Genomic DNA, 13,366 nt, shown 5'->3' with positions numbered 1-13,366 from the left:
CCCATGCCGCCCACATAGAGCGCCACCTCCGGCTTGAGGCGCGTCAGCGCCCCTTTCACGTCGTTGTCGACCTCGACATGGACGGAGGCCTGGATGGTGAAATCCTTCAAGCTCTTGCCGTTGCCGGCGCGGCGGAAGCCTTCCTCGAGCCACGGGCCGTACTCCTCCAAGGCGCCCGGCACGAAGCCCATTGGCAGCCAGCCGTCGGCGATCTCAGCCGTCAGCTTGACCATCGCCTCACCGCCGGTGGCGAGATAGATCGGGATGTCGGGGTTCATGTGCAGGATCGACTTCAGCGGCTTGGCGAGGCCGGCGGAGCCCTCGCCCTGGTAGGGCAGGCTGATTTCGCGGCCTTCGTGCGTCACGGGGCCTTCGCGCTTGAAGATCTTGCGCATGATCGCGACATAGTCCTTGACCCGATAATAGGGCCTGCCCCAGGGCTGGCCGTACCAGCCCTCGACGATCTGCGGTCCGGAGACACCCAGGCCTGCGATGAAGCGGCCGCCGCCGGCCATCGCGTCGATGCTGGCGGCCGACATGGCGGCGTTGGCCGGCGTTCGCGCGGCCAACTGCATGATGCCGGTGCCGAGCTTGATGCGGCTGGTCTGGGCTGCGAGGAAGGCGAGCGGCGTGATCGCGTCGGAGCCATAGGCCTCGGCCGACCAGACCGAATCGTAACCGAGCTCTTCCGCGCGCTGCACGAGTGCGACCGGCACCTCCAGATGTGCGCCCGAATAACCGATGGCCAGACCAAGCTTCATCGTCATGTCCTCCCTAGCCCGAGGATACGAAGGGTTGGGTCGCTTGAACAGGTGTGGGCACGCCGGGGGCTGCCGTGAACAGCGGCTCGCCGATGCCCTCGCAGCGTGTCATGATAGCGTCTGGAAGGCGCCGATCGAACGCGCCGCTCGATCCGGGATGGAACGGCTATCATGAAATTCGCCCTGCACTTCGGCAACATCGCGTTCTCCGATCCTGAAGGGGCGCGCCGCCTGGTGCGCCTGGCGGAGGCGGCCGGATTCGATTCGGTGTTCGCTGTCGAGCACGTCGTGTTTCCCGACAGCTACACCAGCGTCTATCCCTATGCGCCGGGCGGCCGATTGCCGGGCGGTCCATCGATGAAATTTCCAGATCCGCTGATCTGGCTGACGTGGGTCGCCGCCGCGACCACGCGGCTGCGCTTCATGACGGCCGTGATGATCCTGCCGCAACGCAACCCGCTGGTGCTGGCCAAGGAGGTCGCGACCCTCGACTATCTCAGCGGCGGCCGGATCGAACTCGGCATCGGGGTGGGTTGGCTGAAAGAGGAGTTCGAGGCGCTCGGCGTCCCTTTCGAGCGTCGCGGCAAGCGCGCCGACGAGTATGTCGCGGCCATGCGCGCATTGTGGGCGGGCGACGGCGCCAGCTTCGCGGGCGAGTTTGTGAAATTCGATCACGTGAGCTGCAATCCGAAGCCGGTCGCGAAAACAGTACCGATTGTCGTCGGTGGCCACTCCGAAGCGGCCGCCCGCCGCGCCGGCCGGCTGGGCGACGGCTTCTTCCCCTCAATCGGTGCCCAGGTCGACACCCTGCCGCTGCTCGACGTCGTGCGCCGTTCGGCCGAGCAGGCCGGCCGCGATCCCGCGATGGTGGAATTGATCCTCGGCTGTCCCGGCGCGCTGCCGAAATCCGGCTCCGACCCGCGCGCGGCCGTCGAGGAGCGCATCGCGCAGGGCGCGGGCCGCCTTGCGCTGCCGGTGACGGCGTTCCTGCCCGATCTCGAAACGACCCTGGCCCGCTTCGGCGAGGAGATCATCAGGCCTTACGCGAACGCGTAACAGTTCCGAAGCGCATCGGGCTTATTGCAGATCTGGCTGCGCAACGAGGAGGAGAGGGATCGATCGATGGGGGGAGTTCTGGAAGGGGTTCGGGTGCTCGACTTCGGGCGCTACATTGCGGGGCCGTATTGCGCGACATTGCTTGCCGAATTCGGCGCGGAGGTGATCCGCGTGGAGAAACGCGACGGCAGCGAAGACCGCTTCGTGGCACCGGTGGGCAAGGGCGGTGAGGGCGCGCTGTTCCTGCAGATCAACCGCAACAAGAAATGCATCACGCTCGACCCGATGAAGGCGGAAGGGCAGGAGGTGCTGCGCCGGCTGGTCGCGAGATCGGACGTGGTGGTCGCCAACCTGCCGCCGCAGACGCTGCGGGCGATGAAGCTCGACTACGAATCGCTGAAGGCGATCAAGCCCGACATCATTCTCACGACCGCGACCGCATTCGGCGGACCGGGGCCGTGGTCGGATCGGGTCGGCTTCGACGGGATCGGGCAGGTCATGTCGGGCGCGGTCTATATGACGGGCGCGGGCGATCCGCCTTACCGCGCGGCGGTGCCCTGGGTCGACTTCGGCACAGCGCTGCATTGCGCCTTCGGCACGCTCGCCGCCTTGATCGAGCGCGGCAAGTCGGGCCGCGGGCAGATCGTGGAAGGCGCGCTGCTGGCAACTGCGCTGACCTTTACCAATGCAACCCTGATCGAACAGGCGGTGATAGCGGTCAACCGGGTTCCGACCGGCAACCTCGGCCAGACCTCCGCGCCTGCCGACATCTACCGCACCACCGACGGCTGGGTGCTTTGCCAGGTGACGGGACAGCCGCTGTTCGTTCGCTGGACGAAATTAATGGGTGAAGACAGCTGGCTGAACGATCCGCGTTTTTCCGATGACATCAAGCGTGGCGACAACGGTCCGCTGATCAGTCAAAGGATGGCGCGCTGGTGCGCCGAGCGCACGACGCAGGAAGCCGTCGATACGCTTGGAAGAGCGCAGATACCGGCCGGCCCCGTGCTGAGCCCGCAGCAGGCGCTGGATCACCCGCACATTCGTGCGGCGGGCTTCATGACCAGTGTGGATTATCCGGGTTTGCCGAACCCTGCGCCGGTCGCGCGCGCCGCGGTGCGGCTTTCGCAGACCCCGGGCGGAATCGTCACCCGCCCGCCAACGCTCGGCGAGCACACCGATCTCGTGCTCGGCGAACTTGGCTATGATGCAGCGTCAATCGCCGCGCTGCGCAAAGCGGGAGCGATCTAGGGGCCTTCGCGCGTCCGATTTTTTCCTTGCCCGCCGCAACGATGAGCGTGGGAGCCTTGATCGCCGAGACCTCGTTCATGAAGTCGTGCGTGCACATGTGCAGGACAAAGCGGGCGATGAAGGCAGGATCATTCGAACCCGCTTGTTTGGCGAGGAATTGCTTCAAGCCGATTTCCTTGATCTTCTGTATCCATGTCGGCGCATGGCTATCCCTGAGCCAAAGATAGGTCAAGGCATCGGACCCCAACAACGAGAGTGAAAAGTCATCCCGGCCCGATCCAAGCGGCGACACCGGTTGTCGTCGAAAAAGATGTTCTTGGAAGTTGCATTTCTCCGATTTGACCGGGATACTGTGGAAGAAGGCCATCCATATTGATTTCGCCAGCTGGCGCCACTCATGCCGAGGTCATTTCGATGTTTGTCCAAAGCCCGATCGTCCATTCCTTTTCCGTGAAAGCCTATGCCGGCGATATAAAAACCCTGTTGGCGTTCAATTTTCAGAGCGCGGACAACGCAAAAGATCTTGCGGGCTTCACCATCTTTTGCCAGCCGCCGGGACAGGTGCCCGGCTATTATTTGATGAACGATCTTCAGTTTGAGGATCCCAGCAAACACAAGCAGGTCGCAGGCGAGCAGCCCAACTCCACCGCGAATGCTCCCGTCCAGAAATACCGCTGGACCCATTATCCGGGCACGGCCCATCAAGGGGTCTCGCCGACGCTTGGGGATTACACCTACACGGTGACTCCGCGCTACTTCGACGCCACCGGGTCCATGCAGGCGCTGGACTCCAGCCTGAGCGCCTCGGTGAAAGCGCCCGTTGGGCCGTTCAAGAAAGGCGCGGTCTCGCTCGGATTCACCCGAGGATACATGCAGTCGGGAGCCTACGTCCATCATTTCGGGGCGAGTACGCCGGTCGTCCCCAAGACCAAGGACCTCGAATTCGACACCAGCACGCAGGCCGGCACCAACAACGGACAGCCGGTCACCTTTGCGCAGATCTACAGCTGGATGGGCGAGACCGCGCGCGAGCAGGTTTTTGCCGTGCTCAACAAGGTGCTCAACGATCCGGGCCTCACGCTCAAGGTGTTCGCCTACGACTTCAACGAACCGGACATCGTAAAAATCATGCTGACGCTGGCAGGGCAGGGGCGCCTGCGCATGATTCTGGACAATGCGACGTTGCACGACACCCAGCCAGGCAAACCCAAGACGCCGGAAGACCAGTTCACCGACCTGTTCAACCAGCAGAAGAAAGCTCCGTCCGATATCGTGCGCGGGTGTTTCGATCGCTTCTCCCACGACAAGATTTTCATCGTCTTGAGGAACGACAGCGCCATAGAGGTTCTCACCGGCTCCACCAACTTCTCCCTGACCGGACTTTATGTGAATGCCAATCACGTCCTGGTCTTCGAGGACGCCAACGTCGCCGGCCACTATGATCAGGTTTTCGAGAAGAGCTGGCAGGTATTGAGTGGCCAGAAAACGCCGAGCAAACCGGTGGCGGATGCGTTCAGCAGTTCCACTCTCGCCACTCAGCCCTATAGCTCCCAACCCGGCTTCGTGCCGAAAATGCAGATTACATATTCGCCGCATACGGTTGCCGATGCGACCAAGGTCCTTGGCGATCTGTCTGCCCGCATCAAACAGGAGACAAGTTCGGCCAAAGGCAATGTGATTTTTGCGGTGATGCAGCTTGCCCGGACTTCGGGCCCTGTCGTTCAGACGCTCGGTGCACTCCATGCGACGCAGTCGGTGTACAGCTACGGCATCTCTGACCAGCCCGCGGGCATCTTCCTCTACGCGCCTGGCAAGGCGACCGGGGTCCAGGTCACCGGCAAACCCAGCAACGTCATCCTGCCGCCGCCGTTCGACCAGGTGCCGAGTCTTCCGGGACACGAGATTCACGATAAATTCGTGGTCTGCGGCCTCAACGGCAACGATCCGGTGGTTTATTGCGGTTCGTCGAACCTGGCGTTGCTCGGCGAAGAGCAAAATGGCGACAACCTTCTCGCGATTCATGACGCCGACGTCGCCACGGTGTTTGCGATCGAGGCGCTCGGACTCATCGATCACTACAACTTCCTCGACCGCATGGCCAATCCGAAGAAAGCAGCCCCAAAGAAGAATGCGGGGGCGGCGGCGGCCAGCAAGACGGCAGTGCCGAAAGTGAAGAAAGCGCCGAAGAAAAAGTCTCCGAAGAAGAAGGCTCCGAAGAAGGCAGCGGCAGCGACGGCCAAGAGGGCAGCGGCGAAAGTGAAGAAGGCCCCGAAGAAAAAGCCTTCAAAGAAGAAGGCGCCTCCCAAGAAGAAGCCTTCCAGGAAAAAGCCCAAAAAAGGCCGGGCAGGGCGCAAGTAATTCACCTGACATGAAACGCGGCAAACAGCTGGCACCACGAAAGTAACGACGATGAAGAAAGCCACCACGAAGAAATCGACCGCGAACAAGGCCAAGAAGGCGGTGAAAAAGGCCGCCCCGGCATCGGCCGCCGCCCCGGCTTCAGCTGCCAAAGGGCAGGTCAGCGGGGGAAAGGTCATAAAGCAACCGCAGGTGAAACAGCAGGCGGCGATTGCGCAGGCCATGTTCCTCTATACCGATGATGCCTGGTCGCAGCGGTATTTCGATCAGAACGATCTCCATTTCCTGGAGCGTGAAGTCTTCGGCTGATTGCGAGCGTCGCCGGCGCAACGCTGCGGCGGGTCGTGAGTCGATGTCGCCGGGTACGCGGTATGCCGCCCCCTCGGTTGACACAGATATTGCCAGCGCTACGGTGCCCGACTGGGAAGCTTCCCACAAAGAATGAAGAAAAGGGCAGGGAACGTCGTGAAACGCGTCATCGCGTCTTGAGCGGGGGTGCGCGGAGTTCTGCGCTGGCGCCGTTCCACATCCGCAACTACCGCTTTCAATGGCCTTCCGACCTGCTCACCTCCTGGGCGTTTGAGGTCGAGACGCTTGTGCTCGGCTGGTACATCATGGTCGAGACCGGCTCGGTGCTGCTGCTGACCGTGCTCGCGTCGTTGCAGTATGTCGGCACACTGGTCGCGCCGATCTTCGGGATGATCGGGGACCGCATGGGGCATCGCGATCTTCTGGCCGCGATGCGCTTTACCTATACGGTGCTCTCCGCGACCACCATGACGCTGGCGCTGACCGGCTATCTGGCTCCGTTCAATGTCATGATCATCGTCGCGATCATGGGCCTGATCCGTCCCTCCGACCTCGGCGTCCGCGGTGCATTGCTTGCCGACATCATGCCTCCAGCGCAACTGATCGGAGCGATCAGCCTTTCGCGGACGACGCAAGACAGCGCCCGCATCGCCGGCGCTTTGACCGGCGCCGGACTGTTTGCCATTCTCGGCATTGGTTTCACCTACGTGGCGATCACCGGTCTCTATTTCGTGGCCGCCATCCTGATGTTGTGTCTGGCCCGGCCGGCACAATCCCACGGCTCGTTCGATCACACCTCGCATGGCTTGCCCGGATCCGCGCTGCTGCGCGACCTCAAGGAGGGTATTGTTTATGCCTGGAGCGGTCCCGGCATGCGCGCGGCGCTCTGCGTCGCGTTCCTCGCCAACCTGACCGCGTTTCCGCTGACCAACGGACTGCTTCCTTACGTGGCGCGCGATATCTTTCACACCGACCAGACCGGACTCGGCTATCTGTCGGCGAGTTTTGCGGTGGGCTCGCTGATCGGTTCGATCACGGTCAGTCTGGCGGGTGGCTTGCGTATCGCCAGGCTTCTGATCGGCGCCACGCTGGCCTGGTACGCGATGCTGCTGGTGTTCGTGGAGATCAGGGCCATGCCGGTGGCGATGGCCTGTCTGGTGCTCGCCGGCATGGCACAGAGCATGTCGATGATTTCGGCCGCCGTGATCCTGATGCGTTCGGCGAGCGCGCATCTGCGCGGCCGCGTGATGGGGGTGCGCATGCTGGTCATCTACGGCCTGCCGCTCGGACTGCTCGCGGCCGGCAGCCTGATCGATCTGATCGGCTATTCGGCGACCGGCACGCTCTATGCGGTCTTCGGGCTGATCGCGATGACGGCGATCGCGCTGCGTTGGCGCGCCGATCTCTGGCCGGTGCACGCGCCGGCGAATGTGCGGTGAGCCGATGCGCCAGCCGTTTCGCACGGTTGCATGCTCACCAGGAATGATCGCGTTACGCGAAAAAAGTTCCGCGATGCCTTACGACATGGCAACGAAGCGTTAAGCAAAAATTTCCCATTTGCCGGATTTTCGTCGGCATTTTACTTTGAATTCACCCGGTGGCCCCAGCGTCGGCCTATGATACCTTCGGTTCGAAAATTCTGGGCTGACGACACCGGCGCGACCGCAATCGAATATCGATCGATCGCCGCTGGTATTTCGCTCGCCATCAGGGCCGTGGTGAACGGCGCAGGCGCCAGGCTGGATGTCGGGTTTGCGCCGCTCGACAGTTCATTGAAATAACGGGGCGATAGCCATGCCGCCCCGCGTCGCAACTGCCACCGCCCCTGACGCTACCGGCCCTGACGTGTCGGTCGAACACTTTCTCAAGCAACGGGCCGTCAAAATCATCGTCGGCGGGAACTATACCCTGCCAAACTGGTATGACCCGCAGGGAAAGCCACGCACCTTCGCCTGCCGCACGACGCGCGTTTCGCCGTTCCGGATGATGGTTGAAGTGCCGGTGGTCGGCAAGGTCGGCGACCGCCTCACATCCTACTTCCGCGATTTCGGCAAGTTCGACGGCCGGATCGGCGACACGATGCCCGGCGGCTTCCTGCTCGAACTCGAGATGACCAAACCCGTGCGCGAGAAGTTCGCGAGCAAGCTCACGTGGCTGGAACAGAAGCAGAAAAATCCCAGCATCCGCGACGTCAGAAAGGATGCGCGCATCATCCCGGAGAGTCCGCACTCGACGCTCGCCCTGATGGACGGCAGCGTCCATGGGTGCTTCATCATCGACATGTCGGTCTCCGGTGCCGCGGTCTCCGCCCAGGTGCAGCCTCCGGTGGGAATGCCGCTTGCCATCGGAGCCTGCATCGGCCGCGTCGTCAGGCACCTGCCGGACGGATTCGCGGTCAAATTCGTCGAGACCCAGAACCGCTTCGATCTCAACCGGTTGATTGTGCGAGCCCTGCCGCAACCTGCCGCGCCGCGCTGAGCGCTGACATCGCGTTACGCGTATCAATCAGGAAGACAGAGCGGGCTGACGATTCGAATCTCGCTCCAACGCGTTGTTGATGATGGCGGCTGATATTCTGGCCGACATCACGATCTCCAGCTGCGCTTCGAAATCCTTTGTGATCCTGCTGCGTTCGTCCGGACTGGTCAGTTGCAGCGAGGCAACGACGATCTTGACGCGACCGTTCTTGCCGAAGGGCAGGAGAAGACGCTCCAGCTCGACAGGCAATCCTGCGCCATTATAGGTTCGAAGCACCGTGTAAACCGCACAACCGGTACTGGCGCAGTGATCCGACGCGCTCATGATCGCAGGCTGCAATGCCGGCGGCGATACCTCACGCAGCGTCTTTCCGGTCCAACCTTCGTTGAAGGCGTCGTCAATCGATCTTCCGCGGTATAGCGCCCGAAAGTCCAGTTGACCGTCCGTGACCTCCACTTTCCATACCACCAGCTGTTTCGGATCGTGAATCCCGGGCTCGGGATCGAACCGATCGAATGACGGCATACTCTCCTTGCCGAGCCGCGCCCACGAGGCCGCCAGGGCACGCTGGCTGACCGAGCGAATGCTGTGAAGCGTTCCATTCTCAAAGTTCAAGGCAATCCCCTCCGAGCGGGTCGGCATCTTTGCACCCAGGGGTTAACGGGGTGTTTTTGGTGGAACCCCAATGGTGGAAAAAGATCCTCCCGGAAGTATCAGGGTAGGGCGGACAGCGTCGGCCCGACGTCCTGCAAGCGGCTTGTTTTCGATCGGAACCTGCACCATTGCGCTGGCGCGCATCGTTGCGCCGAAACCTCTTGTCCGGCTTTCGGCGGGGCCGCAAGCGCCATGACCGACGAGATGCAGGCACTGTGCTTTCTTCGCTGGCGCCACCTCGACCTTCATCAGCGGCACGAAATTGCAGGCGACGATCGGGTATGATGACGCGAAGCTGGATATGATGGAAAATCAGGGAGTTATCCGGCGGAGTGGAATGGGACCTTATCGGCTCGCGCTTGCGATATCCCGGTATCTCGCCGCAACTGCCAATACGTCTCGCGTCGCAGCTGTAGGTAGCGAGTCGTGCTGGCCTAGCCTCCCGCGGTCAGTTACCATGACCTGCATTCTTGGGGATGGGGGGCCGGATGCAAGGCAATGTCGAGGAGGGGCGCGCCGCTTCGATGCGGCGCAAGGATCCGGCTGCGGTCGCGCGCGCAATCGTTCGGCGCATCAATGACGAACTGATCGAAAAAGCTCGAACCGAGCTCGCGCGAATCGACGTAGAGCGGAGGGAGGCGGACAGGACGCTCGAGCAAAGGATCCGAAGTCTTGATGCCGAGGACACGGCCGTTGGCGGGGCGTCGAAAAACGCGAAGGCGTGGCTGGATGAATTGGGCACCCAGCATTGTATCGTGGATACCTCGGTTTCCGTCGAAACGGCCAAGGGGCTGTCGAACAAATTTGCAGAGGAATTCGATCTGGTAGGGGTGGCCAACGCGTGGAAGTTCTATGCAGACATCCCGCGCAAGAGCGCGTACGACGCTTTCAGCGGGCGACGCGAAACAGGCCTCAAGATTGCCGGGGTCGGGTTCGGTCTGTTTGTCGTTGGATCACTCTTCACGAATGGAATAGGGCCGTTCAAGGCCCTTTGTCTCGGAGCGACCGCCATTGGCGTTGGTGTCGTGTTCGACAACATGTTCAAGATCGAAAAGCAGAGGACACATATAAGGTCCGCCTTTGCGAGCGCTGCGGCCCTTCTCAGGGAAGCTCTTGCAAACCTGCTTGTTCGGGAAGGCCGCCTGCGCTCGGCGCTTCAGGCCAGCCGCGACGAGGCGCGGTCCGTTCAGCAGTCGAGGCTCGCCGAACTGGAAAACGAAGAGGCGGTGCTCAGGGCCGACTATTCCGCTCGAGTGCGCACCGCCAACGACGCTATCAGCCGCTTCCACGATTTGGGCGGCGCAACCGTGATGGGGCTCGGTGCGCCCGCATGGTCGGAATGGTCGCCGGCCGAAACGCCGCTGGATTGTCTCCGGGTCGGGATGCTGGCGCCGCCGACGGCGGAGCTGGAGGTGAGGCTCCGGCCTGCGGAGCATCTCGCGCCAATCTCGGCCCTATTGCCCTTTGCGCCCGGCCGCGGCGCGCTGTTCGTTTCAAGCGGCACGGCCAAGGCTCGCCAGGCCGCGGCCGTGCAAAGTATCGCGGCGAGGCTGGTCGCGGGTGTTCCGCCGGGCAAACTGCGCTTTACCTTCATTGATCCGATCGGGCTTGGGCAAAACGTGGCGCCCCTTCTTGCGCTCGGAGACTATCACGACGATTTGGTTGGCGGCCGGTCGTGGAGCGAACAATCGCATATCGAGCAGCGCCTGGCGGAACTCACCCAACACATGGAGACGGTGATTCAGAAATACCTGCGCGACGAGCACAAGACGATCGAGCATTACAATGCCAACGCGGGGCACGTCGTTGAGGCGTATCGTGTCGTGGCAGTCTGCGACTTCCCGGCCAACTTTACTGAAACGTCGGCGCGCCGCCTGGTCAGCATTGCGCAAAACGGACCGCGCTGCGGCGTGTATCCGTTGATCATTGCGGATACGTCGAGATCGATGCCCTACGGCGTGAGTCTCGAGGAGCTTCGTCCTCACCTCGCAAATGTCGATGAACGCGACGGCGATTTCAGCGTGATCGATCCCGATCTGGCGTCCTGGCGGCTGACATTGGATGAAGCCCCTCCCGCCGAGCTGACTCAACGTTTCGTCAAGGGCCATGGCGAACTCGCCGAAGCCGGCATGAGGGTCAGCGCGCCATTCTCCGATCTTGCTGCCCATGCCGGACTTGCATCGGAGCGATGGGAGGAAAAGACCGCGCTCACCTCTGATCAGTTGACGGTTCCGCTCGGGCCGAGCGGCGCCCGAAGGTTTCAGGAGCTGGTATTCGGCCGGGGTACGGCGCATCATGCGCTCATCGTCGGTCAAACCGGATCGGGCAAGAGCAACCTGCTTCATGTGCTTATCACGACGCTGGCGCTCAAATACGCTCCCGACGAGCTCGAGCTCTACCTCATCGACTTCAAGCAGGGCGTCGAATTCAAACTGTATGCGGACGTTTCGCTTCCTCATGCAAGAGTCATCGCAATTCAGAGCGAGCGTGAGTTCGGCCTGAGCGTTTTGCGTGGTTTGCTCGCAGAGATGAATCGCCGCGGCGATCTGTTCCGGGACGCCGGCGTGCCCGGTCTGACCGACTGGCGGAATCGAACCGGCCAGAAGCTGCCGCGTATATTGCTGCTGGTGGACGAATTCCGCATCTTCTTCACGGTCGACGACCAGCTCTCCAGCGAAGCGACTATGATCATCGATCGGCTGGTAAGTCAGGGCAGGGCTTTCGGCATTCACATCGTGCTGGCGTCGCAGACGCTCGCGGGAAGCTTCGCCTTGCCGAGATCTATTTCGGATCAGATGGCTGTTCGCATCGTCCTTCAGTGCACGGAAGCCGATTCGCGTCTGGCGCTGGCGGACGACAATCCCGATGCGCGCCTCCTTTCGCGGCCTGGCGAGGCCATCTACAACGACCAGCGCGGCCTGATCGAAGGTAATCACCGGTTTCAGGTCGCCGACATGGGCGACGATGAGGCGAGGGAGGCGACGCTGGCCCGGTTGCTGGCGCCTAGGGTCGCGGCCTGGCGAGGACCGGTCCGGCGCCCGGTGGTGTTCGAGGGGCATCGCCCAGCGAAAGCGGAGGAATGCCTGCCGCTGGCCGCAGCTTTCGCTGCGCCGGACTGGCCGCAGGCCGTTCGCTTCGCGGACGTGTGGCTGGGAGAGCCGATCGCGCTACGTCCGCCAGTAGCGGTGCGGCTGTTACGCCAGTCGGGAGCCAACCTGCTAATAGTCCTGCGAGACGAGAGCCAGGCGGTGATGCTGATACAAATGGCGTTGCTTTCCCTTGCGGCGCAGTTTTCGCCCGCAAAAGGGGCCTTCCATGTTGTCGACATGAGCAGCGCGGACGGGCCGTTTGCAGGATCGCTGGCGCAGCTCACCAAGGCGCTTCCGCAGGCCGGCCGGATATTGTCGCGCCGCGAGTTCGCCCGGACGCTGGAGCAGCTCAGTCGCCAACTCGATCAGCGCATCGAACTTGACACGCCGGTCGACGAGACGATTTTCCTCGTTCTGGCCGGCATTCATCGCGTGCGTGAATTGCGTGAGGAGGAAACGGCAAGCTGGTCGGAGCCCGATGGAAGTGCCGACTTGCGCCGGATGTTTGCAAAGCTGCTGCGCGAGGGACCGGAAGTGGGAATTCATATCGTGGCATGGGCTGACAGCCAGAGCTCAGCCGCGCGTGTGCTGGATCGGAGAATGGCGGATGAATTCTGCCGCAGGATCGTTGGCCCGATGTCGGAGCAGGATTCGGTTGCTCTGATCGACGGTGGACAGGCCGCTCGCCTCGACAAGCCGCATCGGCTGATCAGCTTCGATGCGGACAGGCCTGGTGAGATCGAGGTTTTCCGTCCCTATGCGGTGACAAGCAATGATTGGTTCCTTGCATCCGCCAGCCGACTTTCAAGCAGGACCGGTGCCAGCGGAGAAGCGCGTGGAGGAGTTGGATCATGAGTCCGGCCTATATAGACCCCGTACGATTGCGTTCGTTCTCCGATCATCTGAAGCGATACTCCGAGGTCACAGCCAGAAGCATGTCAGTGCTTCACATGGAAATCGAGCGACTTGGGTCAAGCTGGCGCGACCGCGAGTATGGGCGGTTCGTGCAGGAAATCCAGAAGGTCGAGGCACGGCTTGCGGGGTTGCGGGCGGAAATCAGCAGGATCGCGCCATCGATCGATGCCCGCGCCGCCGAAGCTGATGAAATTCACCGCGAGAAACCGGGAGGTTGAGATCGTGACGCAAATCATCGTCGATCCCGCAGAATTGCGTCGCTTTGCCTCCGTGCTCCAGCGCGAGGTGTCGACCCTGCGCGAACAGCAACGCGCCCTGGAAGCCAATCGCAGGGAGCTTTCCCAGGTTTGGAAGGATTCAAGATATTCCACCTTCGAGCAGTCCTATCTGCCGACACTGGAAGCGCTGAACCAGTTTTGCCGCGCCTCGGAATCCTATGCCAGCTATCTGCGCCGAAAGGCCGACAAGGTCGATAGCTATCTCGGCCGCCGCTAG

The 13,366-nt window shown here is 62.1% G+C and carries 12 protein-coding genes; 10 read left to right on the top strand and 2 right to left on the bottom strand.

Annotation, left to right across the window (positions count from 1 at the left end):
• Window positions 1-761: LLM class flavin-dependent oxidoreductase (locus VK804_RS18480; protein WP_325372858.1), on the bottom strand; the 761-nt coding region annotated here is incomplete at its 3' end.
• Window positions 762-932: 171 nt separating this feature from the next.
• Between VK804_RS18480 and VK804_RS18475 the strand changes: the two genes are divergently transcribed.
• The 7 genes from VK804_RS18475 to VK804_RS18445 all read left to right on the top strand — a co-directional run bounded on the left by VK804_RS18475 (window position 933) and on the right by VK804_RS18445 (window position 8,213).
• Window positions 933-1,817, top strand: a complete 885-nt coding sequence (locus tag VK804_RS18475) for an LLM class F420-dependent oxidoreductase (RefSeq protein WP_325372854.1) — start codon at window positions 933-935, stop codon at window positions 1,815-1,817.
• Window positions 1,818-1,883: 66 nt separating this feature from the next.
• Window positions 1,884-3,068: a CoA transferase gene (locus VK804_RS18470; protein WP_325372852.1), complete on the top strand. Its 1,185-nt coding sequence runs from the start codon at window positions 1,884-1,886 to the stop codon at window positions 3,066-3,068.
• 414 nt (window positions 3,069-3,482) lie between these two features.
• Window positions 3,483-5,426, top strand: coding sequence for a phospholipase D-like domain-containing protein (locus VK804_RS18465; RefSeq protein ID WP_325372850.1), 1,944 nt, complete (start codon window positions 3,483-3,485; stop codon window positions 5,424-5,426).
• Window positions 5,427-5,477: 51 nt separating this feature from the next.
• Complete coding sequence (locus VK804_RS18460) at window positions 5,478-5,735, top strand: hypothetical protein (protein ID WP_325372848.1); 258 nt, start codon at window positions 5,478-5,480, stop codon at window positions 5,733-5,735.
• Between the two features lie 176 nt (window positions 5,736-5,911).
• Window positions 5,912-7,174, top strand: a complete 1,263-nt coding sequence (locus VK804_RS18455; protein ID WP_325372846.1) for an MFS transporter — start codon at window positions 5,912-5,914, stop codon at window positions 7,172-7,174.
• Between the two features lie 30 nt (window positions 7,175-7,204).
• Window positions 7,205-7,516, top strand: coding sequence for a Flp family type IVb pilin (locus tag VK804_RS18450; RefSeq protein ID WP_325372844.1), 312 nt, complete (start codon window positions 7,205-7,207; stop codon window positions 7,514-7,516).
• A gap of 64 nt (window positions 7,517-7,580) precedes the next feature.
• A complete protein-coding gene (locus tag VK804_RS18445) occupies window positions 7,581-8,213 on the top strand; it encodes a PilZ domain-containing protein (protein ID WP_325372865.1) in 633 nt (210 codons plus the stop codon).
• Between the two features lie 27 nt (window positions 8,214-8,240).
• Here VK804_RS18445 and VK804_RS18440 read toward each other — a convergent pair whose 3' ends face one another.
• Complete coding sequence (locus tag VK804_RS18440; RefSeq protein WP_325372842.1) at window positions 8,241-8,855, bottom strand: hypothetical protein; 615 nt, start codon at window positions 8,853-8,855, stop codon at window positions 8,241-8,243.
• A gap of 500 nt (window positions 8,856-9,355) precedes the next feature.
• On the opposite strand from VK804_RS18440, the gene VK804_RS18435 reads away from it, so the two are divergent.
• Genes VK804_RS18435 through VK804_RS18425 form a run of 3 tightly spaced genes read left to right on the top strand, consistent with a single transcriptional unit; the run spans window position 9,356 to window position 13,366 of the window.
• Window positions 9,356-12,811 carry an FtsK/SpoIIIE domain-containing protein gene (locus VK804_RS18435; protein WP_325372840.1) on the top strand — a complete coding sequence of 1,152 codons (3,456 nt, stop codon included), beginning with the start codon at window positions 9,356-9,358 and terminating at the stop codon, window positions 12,809-12,811.
• Entirely contained in the window at window positions 12,808-13,089 is a 282-nt protein-coding gene (locus VK804_RS18430) for a hypothetical protein (RefSeq protein ID WP_325372838.1), read from the top strand. The genes VK804_RS18435 and VK804_RS18430 overlap by 4 nt, the downstream gene beginning before the upstream one ends.
• Before the next feature lie 4 nt (window positions 13,090-13,093).
• A complete protein-coding gene (locus VK804_RS18425) occupies window positions 13,094-13,366 on the top strand; it encodes a WXG100 family type VII secretion target (RefSeq protein ID WP_325372836.1) in 273 nt (90 codons plus the stop codon).

The organism is Bradyrhizobium sp. (assembly GCF_035484855.1).
In the GTDB taxonomy this organism is placed as follows: Bacteria; Pseudomonadota; Alphaproteobacteria; order Rhizobiales; family Xanthobacteraceae; genus Bradyrhizobium.
This window is presented reverse-complemented; position numbering and strand designations above follow the sequence as displayed.

What these genes read in the sequence shown, in the direction of transcription:
- VK804_RS18460 (WP_325372848.1), top strand. Translation starts at nt 5,478, where the DNA reads ATGAAGAAAGCCACCACGAAGAAATCGACCGCGAACAAGGCCAAGAAG.
- VK804_RS18465 (WP_325372850.1), top strand. Translation starts at nt 3,483, where the DNA reads ATGTTTGTCCAAAGCCCGATCGTCCATTCCTTTTCCGTGAAAGCCTAT.
- VK804_RS18450 (WP_325372844.1), top strand. Translation starts at nt 7,205, where the DNA reads ATGCTCACCAGGAATGATCGCGTTACGCGAAAAAAGTTCCGCGATGCC.
- VK804_RS18440 (WP_325372842.1), bottom strand. Translation starts at nt 8,855, where the DNA reads ATGCCGACCCGCTCGGAGGGGATTGCCTTGAACTTTGAGAATGGAACG.
- VK804_RS18475 (WP_325372854.1), top strand. Translation starts at nt 933, where the DNA reads ATGAAATTCGCCCTGCACTTCGGCAACATCGCGTTCTCCGATCCTGAA.
- VK804_RS18435 (WP_325372840.1), top strand. Translation starts at nt 9,356, where the DNA reads ATGCAAGGCAATGTCGAGGAGGGGCGCGCCGCTTCGATGCGGCGCAAG.
- VK804_RS18430 (WP_325372838.1), top strand. Translation starts at nt 12,808, where the DNA reads ATGAGTCCGGCCTATATAGACCCCGTACGATTGCGTTCGTTCTCCGAT.
- VK804_RS18470 (WP_325372852.1), top strand. Translation starts at nt 1,884, where the DNA reads ATGGGGGGAGTTCTGGAAGGGGTTCGGGTGCTCGACTTCGGGCGCTAC.